Source organism: Sphingomicrobium astaxanthinifaciens, from assembly GCF_022865105.1.
GTDB lineage: Bacteria > Pseudomonadota > Alphaproteobacteria > Sphingomonadales > Sphingomonadaceae > Sphingomicrobium > Sphingomicrobium astaxanthinifaciens.
The window spans coordinates 199,133-214,504 of sequence record NZ_JAKNYM010000002.1 but is presented as its reverse complement, the minus strand read 5'-3'; the positions used below and the strand labels follow the sequence as shown (position 1 = coordinate 214,504).

The window sequence follows — 15,372 nt, the reverse complement described above, 5'->3', positions numbered from 1 at the left end:
ACGGGCATGATCGATCCTGCCCGTCCCGCCACCGCCGCCGCTTCGCGCCCCGTCGTGGCCAGCCGCCCGGTGATGATGGCGATGCTCGTCATCGCCTACACGCTCAACTTCATCGACCGCCAGATCGTCGGCATCCTTGCCGAACCGATCAAGGCCGACCTCGGGCTGAGCGACGGCCAGCTCGGGTGGATGGGCGGCACCGCCTTCGCGCTCTTTTACACGGTGCTGGCGATCCCGCTGGCGATGCTCGCCGACCGGCGCAACCGCAGCTGGATCATCGCGCTCGGGCTGACGCTGTGGAGCGCGGCAACCGCACTGTGCGGGCTGGCGCAGAATTTCTGGCAGCTGTTCCTCGCGCGGATGAGCGTCGGGGTGGGCGAGGCGGCGGGGGTGGCTCCCGCCTATTCGCTGATCAGCGACCTCTACCCGCCCGAGCGGCGCGCCCGCGCGCTGGCGATCTTCTCGCTGGGGATCCCGATCGGCTCGGCGCTGGGGGTGCTGTTCGGCGGGCTGATCGCGGCGTCGGTCGACTGGCGCGCGGCCTTCGTCACCATCGGCCTCGTCGGGGTGCTGTTCGCGCCGATCTTCAAATATGTGGTGCGCGACCCCGGGCACGGGCACATGAGTGCGCCGCCCTCCGCGCCGGCCGCGGCGCCGGCTCCGGAACCGGCCCCGGAACCGGCCGCGCGCCCGACGAGCAGCGCCCCCTCCATCGGCACGGTGTTTCGCACCATCGCCGCCAAGCCGAGCTTCTGGTACCTCTCGCTGGGCGCGGGCATGGCGAGCATGGCGGGGTACGGTTTCGCCTTCTGGATCCCCAGCTTCCTCGCGCGCAGCTTCGATCTCGGGCTGGTCGATCGCAGCTGGGTGATGGCGGGCATCGCCTTCTTCGGGGGCGCGACCGGTATCTGGGCGGGGGGCGTGCTCGGCGACCGGCTCGGATCGCGCGCGCCGGGGGGCTATGCGCGGCTCATCGCGATCGCCTTCCTCGTGACCCTGCCAAGCTACCTCGTCGCCTTCGCCAGCGAAACGCTGTGGCTCAGCTTCCTCCTGTTCCTCATCCCCTCGGCGCTCGGGCTGATGTGGCTCGGCCCGGTGGTCACCGCGATCACCAAGCTGGTCCCCGCGAACATGCGCGCGACCGCCTCGGCGCTGTTCCTGTTCATCAACAACCTGCTCGGGCTCGGGCTCGGCTCGCCGCTGATCGGCGAGATCAGCGATGCGCTGACGCCGCTCTATGGCGAGGAGGCGCTGCGCTATTCGGCAATGGCGACCACGCTCGTCTATGCCGGGGCGGCGATCATGATGGCGCTGGCGGCGCGGCGGCTCGGACGCGACGTGGTCGAGGCCTGACCGCGCCGCCCCGCGGGGCCGCTTAGGTCCATATCCGATCCGATCGAGCGCGCGCCGCGCGCGCCGACCGCCTAGGGTGTCGCGGATCAAGTTGTGCCGCCTGGCGGCCGCGGACCGTCGCGGCCGCGGTCGGCCGCGCGTCCCTTGCCAGCAAGGAGGCCCCATCTCCGAGACCGCCGATCGTTACCGCCCTGCCGGCCCGCGCCCCGGGCCGCTGCTCGTGACCGCGCTCGCCGCCGGCCTGCTCGCGGCGCCGGTCGCGGTCGTGGCCCTGTGGGCAGGCGCGTGGTTCGACTTGCTACTGCTGTGGTGGCCGACGAGCGCGCTGCTCGTCGTCGCGCTGGTCCAGTTCGGGCGCTGGCGCGGCCTCGCCGCGACCGTGGGCGTCGCCGCCGGCACCGCCGCGGTGGGCGCCGTGGCGGCCGTGCTCGACCCGGGGGGCGCGGCGCCGAGCTGGCTCCTCGGTCCGGTCGTCGCGGGGGAGGCGTGGCTGGTGGCGCTGCTGCTCGACCCGCGCGGCGCGCGCCGCGCCGGGGACCGCGGATCGCCGGCCGCGCTGGCGGCGGCGGGGGAGGCGCGCGCGGCGATCGCTGCGCTCGACGGGCACGATGCGGGCGACGGGGTGGAGCGCCCCGGGCAGGCGCCGCTCGTCCGGCTGCTCGTCGCCACGCAATTCGCCAGCCTGCTCGCCGCCGCCGCCCTGTCGCTGGCCGCGAACGCCCCGCTGGCGCAGGTCTTCATTCCCACTTTCTTCGCCTTTTCGCTCGGCCACCTCGCCCTGCTACCGCTGCTGCTCGAGCGCGACCTGCCGATCGCCGCGTTGGGCCCGGCACCGTCGCGGGTCGCCGGACCGATGCCGCTGCTTGCTCCAGCCGGCGATCGCCCCGACGAGCCCGGGGAGCGGCAGCCGATAGGAGGCGAGCAGCAGCACCGGCAGCGTCGCCGGCTCGATGCCGACGATGCGGTGCAATTCGACCTCGTCTGGTCGCGCGCACGGGTGACCAAGGAGGACGCCTCGCTCGAGGTGCGCGTGCCCGACGGGGACGCGACGTGCCACTATCGGATCGACATCAGCGCGCTGCTCGATGGCGCGCGCTGCACCGGTTTCCTCATCATGCTCGACGATGTCACCGCGCGGCGGCGCGACGCCGAGGCGCTGGCGCGCAGCGAGCGGCTCTACCGGCTGGTCGCCGAGAACAGCCGCGACATAATCCTGCGGCTCGACCTCGAGGGGCGGGTGCTGTTCGCCTCCTCGGCGGCCGAGCGCGTGCTGGGGCATCCGCCCGAGGCGCTGCGCGACACCTCGATCCGCCCGCTCGTCCACGGGCAGGACTGGCCGGTCTTCACGCGCCTCTTGTCCGACATCGTCGTCGGGGCCGAACCCCCCGAATTGCGCTTCCGGCTTCGCCGCGCCGACGGGCAATGGCGCTGGGTCGAGGCGATGTTCAAGCTCGTCTACCACCGCTCGGGCCAGCCGCGCGAGATGATCGCCACCGTGCGCGACATCCACCGCCGCCAGCTGACCGAGGACCTCATGGCCGAGAGCGCGGCCAAGTTGCGCGACAGCCACCGGCTGCTGGTGCTCGCCGAGGAACTGTCGGGGGTGGCGCACTGGCGCTACGCTTTCGCCGACGGAGGGTTCGACCACAGCCACCAGCTCTATCGCCTGCTCCACAAGGCGCCCGGGCGGATGATCGAGGCGCGCACGCTCGTGCGGCAGCTCGGCCCGACGGCGCGGCACATCCTCATCAACGCGGTGCGCGAGGCGCGCCGGCGCAAGTCGAGCTTCGAGTGTGCGATCGACTATCGCGTCGGCGACGAGCGTCGGCATGCGCGGCTGGCGTTGCAGGCCGAGCGCGACGCGCAGGGCCAGGCGATCGAGCTGTTCGCTCCGGGCGCGCGGGCCAAGGGCATCGGGCTCCGGCTCGAAGCCGATATCGGGCGCCCGCTCCCGGCCCGCGGCGATGCGCAGCGGTTCCGCCAGATCATCGCCAACCTCCTTTCCAACGCGATCAAGTTCACCGACGAGGGCGAAGTGGTGGTCACCCTGACGCGGCGCTCGCGGATCGACGAACAGCAATGGACGGTGGCGGTGCGCGATAGCGGCATCGGGATCGCGCCCGAGCTGCAGGAGCAGCTGTTCGAACCCTTCGCGCAGGCCGATGCGAGCCGGTGGCGCGAACGGGCGGGGACGGGGCTCGGGCTGTCGATCGCGCAGCGGCTGGCGCAAGCCATGGGGGGCGAGATCGCGGTCGACAGCGAGCCCGGGGAGGGCAGCACCTTCACGTTGCAACTCGCGCTCCCGGTCGGCGAGGAGCCGGAGCAGGCGAGCGAGGGGGCGGCGCCCGCGCGCATCGCCGCGCGCCCGCTGCGCGTGCTGGTCGCGGAGGACAATGCGGTCAACCAGATGCTGATCCGCTCGATGCTGACCGCGCGCGGACACGAGGTGAGCTGCGTCGCCAACGGCCGCGCGGCGGTCGAGGCGATGCGGCGCGGGCGCTTCGACGCGGTAGTCATGGACATGCAGATGCCCGAGATGGACGGGATCGCGGCGACCCGCCAGATCCGCGCGCTCGGGGGACGGCGGGGCCGCGCTCCGGTGATCGCGCTGTCGGCCGATGCCGCGCCCGAGCGGCGGCGCTTCTATGACAATGTCGGGCTCGACGCCTTCCTGACCAAGCCGATCGACCGCGACGCGCTCTACCGCACGCTCGAGCAGCTCGCCGACCAGCGCGCGGGCCGCGAGCGCGACGATGTCGTCGCGGCGGGTGGCGGGCGCGAGGCGGCACCGATGCTGGCGCACGCGTCCGCACCGGGGGATCCCGCCGCCGGGTCGCCGGGGCCGGGGGACTCCGCCAGCGCGTCGTCCGCGCCGCCCGACGGCGCCTCGTCGGGGCCGGCGACGCGCGCTGCGGTGACCGCGCCGGAGGGGGGCGGGCCGCCGCAGGCACCCGAGGCGGGGCAGGAGCCGCTGCTCGACGAGGAACGGCTGGCCGAGCTCGAACGGGCGTCGGGGGCCAAGCGGTTCGACAATTTGCTCGGGCTGATGGCGGTCGAGCTCGAACTGCGCCCCGACCAGATCGCCGGCGCGCTGGCCGACGCCGATCTGGCGAGGGTCGCGAAGGAGGCACACGCGCTCAAGGGCGCCGCAGGCAGCGCGGGCGCGCGCCGCATCGCTGCGCTGGCGACCGCGCTCGAGGAGGCCGGCGACGTCGCCGCGGGCCAGCGTGTGCTCGAGCGGCTCAACCGCGCCGCGAGCGCCACGCTCGAGGCGATCGCCACCCGGCGTGCGGCGGGCTCGGCGGACACCGCGCGGATCGCCTGAGCCGCGCGGCACCCGACCAACGCCGCACCTGACCCGGGCCGCGCACGATCGGCGCCGTCGCAGCCCGCCGCGGCACCGCCACTGGCGGGCGATCGCGGGCTGCCCGGCAGGGGCATCGGCAACGCTCCCGCCCCGCCGTGCAAAGGGGCTGGCGCAAGCCCTCGCGTGCGGTATAACGAGGCCTGACCCGGCCGATCCCGGCCGCGACCACGAGATTTTGCGGGGGCTTGCAACAGATGAAAGCGACGTTGGAACGGGCGGTTCTCCTGAAGAGCCTCGGCCATGTTCAATCGGTGGTGGAGCGCCGCAACACCATTCCCATTCTCTCCAATGTCCTCCTCGAGGCGGGGGCGAACGGGCTGCGCCTGATGGCCACCGACCTCGACCTGCAGGTCGACGAAACCGTGGCCGCCGACGTCAGCCAGGAAGGGGCGACGACCGTACCCGCGCACACCTTCTTCGACATCGTGCGCAAGCTGCCCGAGGGCGCGCAGGTCGAGCTGACCGCCGCCGACGGCAAGATGCAGGTCGTCGCCGGGCGCGCGCGCTTCAACCTCCAGACGCTGCCGCGCGACGATTTCCCGGTGATCGCCGAGGGCGAGCTGCCGACCCGCTTCGAACTGCCCGCCGCGACGCTGCGGCAGATCATCGACAAGACGCGCTTTGCCATCTCCAACGAGGAGACGCGCTATTACCTGATGGGCATCTTCTTCCACGTCACCGAGGATGCGATGAAGGCCGCCGCGACCGACGGCCACCGCCTCGCCCGCGTGACGGTCGAGAAGCCCGAGGGCTCGGACGGCATGCCCGACATCATCGTCCCCAAGAAGTGCGTGGGCGAACTGCGCAAGCTGCTCGACGAGGTCGAGGGCACGGTCGAGGTATCGCTGTCGGATTCGAAGATCCGCTTCGGGCTTGGCGCGGCGGTGCTCACCTCCAAGCTGATCGACGGCAAGTTCCCCGATTACAACCGCGTCATCCCGACCGCCAACGACAAGCTCCTCAAGCTCGATCCCAAGAGCTTCATGGCCGGCGTCGACCGCGTCGCGACCATCGCCAGCGAGAAGACTCGCGCGGTGAAGATGGCGGTGTCGAACGACACGGTGACGCTGTCGGTGACCAGCCCCGAAAACGGCGTCGCGGTCGAGGAAATCCCCGCCGACTACAAGAGCGACGGGCTCGAGATCGGGTTCAACGCGCGCTACCTCATGGACATCCTCCACGAGATCGAGGGCGACACGGTCGAGGTGCACCTCGCCGACGCGGCCGCGCCCACGCTGCTGCGCGAAAAGGACGACAGCCCCGCGCTCTACGTCCTCATGCCGATGCGGGTCTGAGCCGCCACGACGCGGCCCGCCCCCGCATCTTCTCCCGCCCATGACCGGCCGCGCGGCGCCCCGGCTTGACGCCCTTGGGCGCTGTCCGCGCGGGCCGCGCCGAGCGGCGAGCGCAGCGCTGGCATTCGCGCGCGATCGCGCGAAGGTCGGCCCGCCGAATCGTTGCAAGGGGGGCCCGGGCATGACCACGTGGCAGAGCACCGATCGGCGCGTCGTGGTGGCGCGGGACGAGGACGGCGTCCGGATCACCGTGCACGACCAGGGCACGGTCGTGCTCAGTCCCGGGCAATGGCAGGAAGTGGCGCTCCACGGCGTGGGAGCGGGTACGGCCGCGGCCGGATCGAAGGCCGCGAGCGGTCGGCACCAACCGCGCGTGGGGCGGCGCGGCCGGCTCTCGTATCGCGGGCGGCGCTGGAGCGCGCACGACAGCGCCCGCCTCGCGGGCTACTATCGCGACGGCCTGCCGATCGAGGCGATGGCGCTGCTGCTCGGGCGCACCGCGCGCGGCATCGAGGCCCGCCTCGCACGGCAGGGGTTGTCGCCGCGTACGCCGCGGCTGTCGCGCTTGATCCGCCGCCTGTGGCGCGCCAAGCAGGGGGAGTGATCACCCGCCTCGCCCTTTCCGATTTTCGCAACCATCGCGACACGCTCCTCGCGCCCGGGCCCGGGTTCAACCTGCTGACCGGGCCCAACGGGGCGGGCAAGACCAATGTGCTCGAGGCGATCAGCCTGCTCAGCCCCGGGCGCGGGCTGCGGCGCGCGGCGCTGCGGACGATGGCGCGCGGCGGCGGGGCCGGCGGGTTTGCGATCGCCGCGCGGCTGGGCGACGGCAGCGAGGTCGGGGTGGGCACGCAGCCGAACGCGCCCGACCGGCGGATGGTGCGGATCAACGGTGCCAATGCCGCGGCGAGCGCGCTGGCGGAGCGGCTCGCGATCCTCTGGCTGACCCCGGCGATGGACCGCTTGTTCCTCGAAGGCGCGGCGGGACGGCGCGCCTTTCTCGATCGGCTGACGCTCGCGCTCGAGCCCGATCATGCGCGCAACGCGAGCCTCTACGAGCAGGCGATGCGCGAGCGCAACCGCCTGTTGGCCGAGGAACTCCATCCCGATCCGGCCTGGCTCGAGGGGCTCGAACTGCGCATGGCCGAGGCGGGGCACGCGCTCCACGACGCGCGGATGCGCACGGTCGCGGCGCTCGACGGGGCGGGCGCGGGCGACGACGACTTTCCCGCCGCCCGGCTGGCACTCGAGCGGTTCGAGGGGGGCGACCTGGCCGCTGCGCTTGCGCGCGGGCGGCGGCGCGACATGGCCGCGGGCCGGACCCTGGCGGGACCGCACCGCGTCGATCTCGCGGTGACCTACGCCGCCAAGGGGCAGCCCGCCGCCGACTGTTCGACCGGCGAGCAGAAGGCGCTCCTGCTCGGGATCGTGCTGGCGCATGCCGATACCGTGCGCGCGGCGCGCGGGCTCGACCCCGTGCTGCTGCTCGACGAGGTCGCGGCGCATCTCGATCCCGCGCGCCGCGAGGCGCTCTATCGCCGGCTCGGGGGGCGGGGGCAGGTGTTCATGACGGGTACCGAGCCGGCGCTGTTCGCGGCGGTGGGCGAGGCGGCGCGGTTCGACGTGCACGCGGGCGCGATCGAGCGCGCGTCCCCGGCCTAGCGCGCCCGATGCCGCGCGGGTTCGACGTCGCGATCGCCGAAGGTGGCCTCCCACGTCGCGCACAGGCGTTCGCGATCGCGCGCATCGTCGAGCCGCGCCAGCGAGCGGTCGCGCGCCTCGCGGGCGATCGTCGCGAAGCAGTCGCATTCCGCCTCGGCGCGCGCGGCGATCGCGCCGAGCACGTCCTGCAAGCGCATCTGCACCTCGACCAACCCGGCGCCGTCGCGGGCGATCGGCTCGACGATGTCGCGCACCATCTCCTCGAGGCTGAGCGCGGGCTCGATCACGCCGTCGAGCGACCGGTCGCGCTCCTCGCGGCAACAGTCGATGAAGCGGTCGAAGACGCGCATCGCCGCGGCGAGCGCCGCGATCGCGGTGCCGGGGTCGTTGACCGCGGGCGATAGCGCGCGGCTGGCGATCTCGCCGAGCACGGTGATCCCGAAGCGCGGGTCCTGGTCGAAGTCGCGACTGTCGGTGATGGTGAAGGCATCGGCGAGCCGGTCGCGAAAGGCGGTGTCGTCGGCGCCGTCGGGGTCGGGCGTGGCGGGGTCAAGCTTGGTCCACGCCAGCGGGCGGCTGCGCGCGACGAAGGTGCCCGCCGGGGCGCCGACATGGATGACGACCTCGTTCTTGGCGGCCAGTTCGGCCAGTTCGGCGCGCGCGATATGCGCGACATAGCCACTCGACGCGGCGAAGGCGGCGAGCGCGGTGCGGCCGTCGGGGTGGCGCGGGTCGCGCCCGGACAGCACGAGCGGCCCGTCATAGGCCTCGACCGCGTCGATCGCCTTGCGCTCGACCCGGGCGATCGTGTCGGAGACGCGGCCGAAATGCGTCAGCTGTCCGATCCATTGCAGCAGGACGATCGAGATCCAGCCGATCACCCCGACCGTGCCGACAAGCAGGACGGCGCGTCCCTGGACGCCGTAATAGCCGGCTTTGAGCGCGATGATGCCGACGATCGCGAACAGGAAGGCGCCGAGGAAGGTCGACAGCGCGTTTTGCGCGGCGGCATCCTTGACCAGCAATTCGGTCGCGCGCGGCGTGCCGTTCTGGCTCGCGCCCGAGAAGGCGGTGACCATCGCGGTGAGCGAGAAGGTGGTCACCGCGAGCATCGAGGAGGCAAGCACGGTGAGGACGTTGTCGACCGCGCTCGAGCCGATCCGGCCGAACTCGTAGGGGATCAGCGGCGCCAGCCGCTCGGCGGCCAGCGCGAGCACCACCGAGAAGAGCGCGATCAGCGTCGCGCGAAACCAGATCCGACGGGTCAATTGGCCGATGAGCCAGCGCCAACGCGGCATTGCTTCGTAACCTCCTGCTTTCGGCTCTAACGATGGAGCCCGGCTTTCGCCGCATCGGGCTTTGGTCTAGCCTCGGGTCGAAGCGGGAGAAGGCGGTGCGGCTGGATCGACGGGCGATGCTGGTAAGCGGGGGCGCCGCGGGCGCGCTGGCGCTCTGGCCCCGCCCCGCGCGCGGCGCCGCGCGCGCCGCGTCCGAAGGCGTGGTCGCGGTGCGGCTGCTCGAGCGCTACCATCCGGGCCTGCTGCGCTACCAGGCGGCGGGGGCATGGGCGCGGGAGGCCGCGGCGTTCCGTGCCCGCTTCGACCGCGCGAGCGGGCCGGGGGCGCGCTTCCTCGCGCTGGCGCGATTGCTCGGCGCGATCCGCTGCGGGCACACGCACGTCAACCCGCACAACCAGAGCGCGGCGATGATCGAGCGGCATTTCGCGCAAGGGGCGCGGCTGCTGCCATTCGATTTCGAATGGCGCGGCGGGCGGATGCTCGTCACCGCCGACCCGCACGGGGTCGGGCTGGCGCCGGGGCAGGAGGTGGCGACGATCGAGGGCGCGGGCGTGGCGGCGATCCAGTCGGCGCTCCTCCCGCTCACGCGCGCCGACGGCGACCTTGATCACCGCCGCCGCGCGCTGCTCGGGGTCGGGCGCGCGCGCCGCTTCGAGACCTTCGACTGGCTCGCCGCACCGCTCGCCCGCTACGGCCCGAGCGTCCGGCTGGGGCTCGGCGGCCGGGGGCACCGCCTCGTGCACCGGCGGGTGCCGACGATCACGCTGGCCGAGCGCCGCGCCGCCGCGCCGCCCGCGCTCGCGCGCGACGCCGACCAGCCGTGGTGGCGGCTCGAGCGCCGCGACGGGGTTGCGATCCTGACGATGCCAAGCTGGGCGACCTTCAACACGCGGTGGGACTGGCGCGGCTGGCTCGAGGCGGCGCTCGACGAGATCACTACCGACGCGACGCGCGGGCTGGTCGTCGACCTGCGCGGCAACGAGGGCGGCTATTTCGATTGCGGCCGCGCGCTCCTCGAGCGGCTGGTCGCAGCGCCGACCCCGATGCCCGCGGGCGACCGGCTGACGCGGCTCGGCGCGGTGGCCGAGGAGGACCGCCCGTACTTGTCGAGCTGGGACGACAGCCTCTACGACATCGGCCGCGACTTCCCGCGCGTCGGGGGCGGGTTGCGCCGCGTTCCCGAGGCGCCGGGCGAGCGCGTCATCCGGCCGCGCGGGCGTCGCTTCACCGGGCCGGTGGCGGTCGTGGTGGGCCCCGACAACGCGTCGGCCACGGGGATCTTCGCCGAGGTGGTGAAGGCGGCCGGGCTGGGGCTGCTGGTCGGGCAGGAGACCGGGCTCAACCGGCGCGGCAGCAATGGCGATGCCTTCTTCATCGCCCGGCTCCCCGGCGCCGACCTGGCCTTCGACATCCCGCTGGTCGCATGGCATCGCGCGGGCTTCCACCCCGACCGTGGCACCCTGCCCGACGTGCCCGTTCCGCCGGGCGCGATCCGCCACGGCGAGGGGCTCGACGTGATGCTCGAGGCGGCCCTCGCGAGCCTCGGCCAGCGGCGCTGACAAGCGGGCTGAAAGGCTTGGTTTCAAAGTCCGTTTCTGCCATAAATCGAGGATGCAGGACGGGCCCTTCCATCCACCCTCTGGAGCGACCGGCGACCCGCGCCGTCGATGACCCGAGCGACCTTTCTCAAATCATTGAAAAATCGACAGAAAACCTATGGCTGAAGAACAGAACAAATCGCAATATGGCGCCGACAGCATCAAGGTGCTCAAGGGGCTCGACGCGGTGCGCAAGCGCCCCGGCATGTATATCGGCGATACCGACGACGGATCGGGTCTCCACCACATGGTTTTCGAAGTGTCGGACAATGCCATCGACGAGGCGTTGGCGGGGCATTGCGATCGGGTGCTGGTCACGCTCAACGCCGACGGCTCGGTGAGCGTCGAGGACAATGGCCGCGGTATTCCCGTCGACATCCACAAGGAAGAGGGCGTGAGCGCGGCCGAGGTCATCATGACCCAGCTGCACGCGGGCGGGAAGTTCGAGAATACCTCGGACGAGAATGCCTACAAGGTCTCGGGCGGGCTCCACGGGGTGGGGGTGTCGGTCGTCAACGCGTTGTCCGAGTGGCTCGAGCTCACCGTGTGGCGCGACGGCAAGGAGCATTGGATGCGCTTCGAGCACGGCAATGCGGTCGAGAGCCTGCGGGTGGTCGGCGAGGCGCAGGGGCGCAAGGGGACCAAGGTCACCTTCCTGCCCAGCCCCGCGACCTTCAAGACGGTCGAGTTCGACTTCGAACGGCTCGAGCATCGCTTCCGCGAACTGGCCTTCCTCAACTCGGGGGTGCGCATCGTGCTCGCCGACGAGCGGCACGACGAACGCAAGGAAGTCGAGATGTACTACGAGGGCGGGATCGCCGCCTTCGTCCAGTATCTCGACCGCGCCAAGACCGCGCTGCTGCCCGAGCCGATCGCCATCACCGGGCAGCGCGACGACATCGGCATCGAGGTCGCGCTCGAGTGGAACGACAGCTATTACGAGAATGTCCTGTGCTTCACCAACAACATCCCGCAGCGTGACGGCGGCACCCACCTCGCCGCCTTCCGCGCCGCGCTGACGCGCACCCTCAACGCCTATGCCGACCAGAGCGGGCTGCTCAAGAAGCAGAAGGTCAGCCTGACCGGCGACGACATGCGCGAGGGGCTGACCGCGATCGTCAGCGTCAAGCTGCCCGATCCCAAATTCTCCTCGCAGACCAAGGACAAGCTGGTGTCCTCCGAGGTGCGCCAGCCGCTCGAGAGCCTGATGGCCGACAAGATGCGCGAGTGGCTCGAGGAAAACCCGCAGCACGCCAAGGACGTGATCCAGAAGGTGATCGACGCCGCCGCCGCGCGCGAGGCCGCGCGCCGCGCGCGCGAGATGACCCGCAAGGGGGCGATGACCGTCGCTAGCCTGCCGGGCAAGCTCGCCGACTGCCAGGAAAAGGATCCGGCCAAGTCCGAACTGTTCCTCGTCGAGGGTGACTCGGCTGGCGGCTCGGCCAAGCAGGGCCGCGATCGCAAGACGCAGGCGATCCTGCCCTTGAAGGGCAAGATCCTCAACGTCGAGCGCGCGCGTTTCGACCGGATGCTCGGGTCGAAGGAGATCGGAACGCTGATCCAGGCCCTGGGCACCGGCATCGGGCGCGAGGACTTCAACCTCGAGAAGCTGCGCTATCACAAGATCGTGATCATGACCGACGCCGACGTCGACGGCGCGCACATCCGCACGCTGCTGCTCACCTTCTTCTACCGGCAGATGCCCGAACTGATCGAGGCGGGGCACCTCTTCATCGCCCAGCCCCCGCTCTACAAGGTCGCGCGCGGTAAGAGCGAGGTCTACCTCAAGGACAATGCCGCGCTCGACGACTATCTCGTCGATGCCGGGATCGAGGGGCTGGTGCTCGAGACCGACCAGGGGCAGCGCTCCGGCGCCGACCTGCGCGCGCTGGTCGATCATGCCCGGCGGATGCGCACGTTGCTCGGCTATGCGCCGCGCAAGTACGACCCTGCGATCGTCGAGACGCTGGCGCTCGCAGGGGTGTTCGAGCCGGGGCAGTCGGCGGCCGACATCGACCGCGCGGTCGACCGCGCGGTGGCCCGCCTGCAGGCGGGCGATCTCGAGGCGACGTGGAGCGCGCAGATGGACGGAGAGGACCTCGTCCTCAAGCGCGAGTGGCGCGGGGTGACCGATGCCATGCGCTTCGGCAAGACCTTCCTCGCCTCGGCCGAGGCGCGCAAGCTCGCCGGGCTCGCGCGCGAGGAGGCCGACAGCTATCTCACCCCCGCGGTGCTGCGCAAGGGCGATGCCGAGGACGGCAAGACCACCGCGGTGACGCGCCCAACGGGGCTGCTCGACGCGGTCCTCGCGGCGGGTCGCAAGGGGCTGTCGATCCAGCGCTACAAGGGGCTTGGCGAGATGAACGCCGACCAGTTGTGGGAAACCACGCTCGACCCCGAGAACCGCTCGCTCCTCAAGGTCGAGATCGACCAGGCCGACGTGGCCGACGAGATTTTCACCCGGCTGATGGGCGATGTCGTCGAACCGCGCCGCGAATTCATCCAGGACAATGCGCTGAACGTCGCGAACCTCGACGTCTAGCGGAACGGCGGCGGCGGCGGGGCGGTTCTAGCGGGCATGACCCTGACCATCGCCTCCTTCAACATCCGCAAAGCGATCGGGACCGATCGCAAGCGCGATCCGTCGCGCATCCTGCGCGTGCTGGAGGAGGTGAACCCCGACATCGTCGTGCTGCAGGAGGCCGACAAGCGCGTCGGCACGCGTGGGGCGGCCTTGCCACACGAACTGGTCGCCGCGCATGGCCACTGGCAGCCGGTGCCGGCGGCGCGCAGCCACGACAAGCTGCTCGACCTCGTGCCCGAGCATCCGCTCACCCGCCCGTTGCTCGACAGGTTGGATACGCGCAATATCGGCTGGCACGGCAATGCGATCCTCGTGCGCGAGGACCATGAGGTCGAGGACGCCATGTGCCTCGACCTGCCCAGCCTCGAGCCGCGCGGGGCGCTGCTCGCGCAGCTCACGGTCGACGCGCAGCCGCTGCGCGTCGTCGGCGCGCACCTCGACCTGTCGGGGCTCTACCGCCGGCGGCAGGTGACGCACCTGCTCGCCACGATCGATGCGCTGGGTCACGACCGGCCGACGATCATCGCCGGCGACACCAACGAATGGCGCACCGGGAGCAACAGCCTCGATGCGCTCGAGGAGCGCTTCGCCTGCGCCGCCTGCGGGCCGAGCTACCACACGCGCAAACCGATCGCGACGCTCGACCGCATCTTCGTCGACAAGCGGCTGACCGTGGTCGAGAGCGGGGTGCACCGCAGCGCGGCGGCGCGGCGCGCGAGCGATCACCTGCCGGTGTGGGCGAAGATCGGCTTCGCCGCGCCGACGAAAGCCGACTAGCGCCCCTCCATCTTGCGCTGGCGACGGCGCTGGATGCTCGACCCGATCCCCATCGCCTCGCGATATTTGGCGACGGTGCGGCGCGCGAGGTCGAACCCCTGGTCGCGCAACGCCTTCACCAGCGCATCGTCGGACAGGACCTTGTCCTCCTCGTCGATCAGCTTCTTGATCGCCGCCTTGACCGCGAGCGCGCTAGCGCCCTCCTCGCTGCCTTCGGCGCCGACCCCCGAGCCGAAGAAATATTTGAGCTCGTAGAGCCCGCGCTCGCAGAACAGATACTTGTTCGAGGTCACCCGGCTGACGGTCGATTCATGGACGTCGATCTTGTCGGCGACCGCAGCGAGCGTGAGCGGTTTCAATGCCGACACGCCTTCCTTGAAGAACCCCTCCTGCACGCGCACGATCTCGATCGCGGTCTTGAGGATCGTCTGCGCGCGCTGGTCGAGCGCCCTGACCAGCCAGTTGGCGCTCTGGAGGTGGTCGGCGAGCCAGGTCTTGGCCGCCTTGTCCGAGGCGCTCGCCTTCAATTCGGCATGGTAGGCGCGGTTGACCAGCACGCGCGGCAGCGCCTCGGGGTTGAGCTCGACCTCCCACCCCTCCTCGCCGGCACGGACGAGGACGTCGGGGACGATCTCGGTGGCGGGGGTCGAGCTGAACCGGCAGCCGGGCTTGGGATCGAAGGCGCGCAGCTCGCGCACCATGTCGGCTAGATCCTCCTCGTCGACCCGGCAAATGCGCTGGAGGTCCTTCATCCGCCCCTTGGCGAGCAGGTCGAGATTGTCGATCAGCCGCGCCATCGCGGGGTCGTAGCGGTCGGCGGCCTTGGCCTGGAGCAAAAGACACTCGCGCAGCGAGCGTGCGCCGATACCGGGGGGATCGAGATCCTGAACGGTGGCGAGCGCGGCCTCGATCTCGGGCTCGGTGACCCCGAGGCTCTCGGCGAGGTCACCGAGCGGCCGTTCCAGATAGCCCGTCTCGGCGAGGCTGTGGACGATCGCCTCGGCGAGCGCGCCATGCGTGCCCGACAGCCCCGCGAGCTGGTCGAGCAGATGCTCCTTGAGGCTGTGCGGGCGCGCTTCCAATCGGTCGAAATCGAACGCCTCGCCCGCCTCGCTCATCGGCAGGTCGGGCAGACTGTCGGTCTCGCGCGCGGCCGCGCCGGCATCATAGTCGAGCGCGCTGCCCTCGGCGTCGAAGGCGTCGGCGCCGGTCGGTTCCGGGTCGTCGAACCCGTCGCCCTCGACGGGGTCCTCGCGCGTCTCGGCGCGGTCGTCACGCTCCTCCTCGAGCAGCGGGTTCTTCGCCAATTCCTCGGCCACCACCGCCTCGACCTCGAGGCTCGACAGCGCGAGCAGCCGGATCGCCTGCTGCAGCTGCTGGGTCATCACCAGCGACTGCGTCTGCCGAAGATCGAGGGTTGGACCGAGCGCCATTCAGG

General features: G+C 71.5%; 10 protein-coding genes. 8 read left to right on the top strand and 2 right to left on the bottom strand.

Going from position 1 to position 15,372, the window contains the following annotated elements:
• Positions 1 to 72: 72 nt before the first annotated feature.
• The 5 genes from L8951_RS04820 (at position 73) to recF (ending at position 7,677) form a co-directional block, all read left to right on the top strand.
• Positions 73 to 1,353, top strand: coding sequence for a spinster family MFS transporter (locus L8951_RS04820; RefSeq protein ID WP_244383189.1), 1,281 nt, complete (start codon positions 73 to 75; stop codon positions 1,351 to 1,353).
• A gap of 220 nt (positions 1,354 to 1,573) precedes the next feature.
• Complete coding sequence (locus L8951_RS04815) at positions 1,574 to 4,678, top strand: ATP-binding protein (protein ID WP_244381876.1); 3,105 nt, start codon at positions 1,574 to 1,576, stop codon at positions 4,676 to 4,678.
• A gap of 236 nt (positions 4,679 to 4,914) precedes the next feature.
• On the top strand, positions 4,915 to 6,015 hold the full coding sequence (dnaN, locus tag L8951_RS04810; RefSeq protein ID WP_244381875.1) for a DNA polymerase III subunit beta: 1,101 nt from the start codon (positions 4,915 to 4,917) through the stop codon (positions 6,013 to 6,015).
• Between the two features lie 181 nt (positions 6,016 to 6,196).
• Complete coding sequence (locus L8951_RS04805) at positions 6,197 to 6,619, top strand: hypothetical protein (RefSeq protein WP_244381871.1); 423 nt, start codon at positions 6,197 to 6,199, stop codon at positions 6,617 to 6,619.
• Entirely contained in the window at positions 6,616 to 7,677 is a 1,062-nt protein-coding gene (gene recF, locus L8951_RS04800) for a DNA replication/repair protein RecF (protein ID WP_244381869.1), read from the top strand. The genes L8951_RS04805 and recF overlap by 4 nt, the downstream gene beginning before the upstream one ends.
• On the opposite strand, the gene L8951_RS04795 is transcribed toward recF, so the two are convergent.
• The gene (locus tag L8951_RS04795) at positions 7,674 to 8,975 is read right to left on the bottom strand and encodes a DUF2254 domain-containing protein (protein WP_244381868.1); all 1,302 of its coding nucleotides are present in this window, start codon (positions 8,973 to 8,975) and stop codon (positions 7,674 to 7,676) included. The genes recF and L8951_RS04795 overlap by 4 nt on opposite strands.
• Positions 8,976 to 9,091: 116 nt before the next feature.
• Between L8951_RS04795 and L8951_RS04790 the strand changes: the two genes are divergently transcribed.
• The 3 genes from L8951_RS04790 to L8951_RS04780 all read left to right on the top strand — a co-directional run bounded on the left by L8951_RS04790 (position 9,092) and on the right by L8951_RS04780 (position 13,934).
• On the top strand, positions 9,092 to 10,534 hold the full coding sequence (locus L8951_RS04790; RefSeq protein ID WP_244381867.1) for a S41 family peptidase: 1,443 nt from the start codon (positions 9,092 to 9,094) through the stop codon (positions 10,532 to 10,534).
• 157 nt (positions 10,535 to 10,691) lie between these two features.
• Entirely contained in the window at positions 10,692 to 13,115 is a 2,424-nt protein-coding gene (gene gyrB, locus L8951_RS04785) for a DNA topoisomerase (ATP-hydrolyzing) subunit B (RefSeq protein ID WP_244381866.1), read from the top strand.
• 36 nt (positions 13,116 to 13,151) lie between these two features.
• Positions 13,152 to 13,934: an endonuclease/exonuclease/phosphatase family protein gene (locus L8951_RS04780; protein ID WP_244381862.1), complete on the top strand. Its 783-nt coding sequence runs from the start codon at positions 13,152 to 13,154 to the stop codon at positions 13,932 to 13,934.
• Here L8951_RS04780 and rpoN read toward each other — a convergent pair.
• Positions 13,931 to 15,367 (bottom strand): RNA polymerase factor sigma-54, encoded by a 1,437-nt coding sequence (gene rpoN, locus L8951_RS04775; RefSeq protein ID WP_244381861.1) that lies wholly within the window; start codon positions 15,365 to 15,367, stop codon positions 13,931 to 13,933. The genes L8951_RS04780 and rpoN overlap by 4 nt on opposite strands.
• Positions 15,368 to 15,372 lie beyond the last annotated feature (5 nt).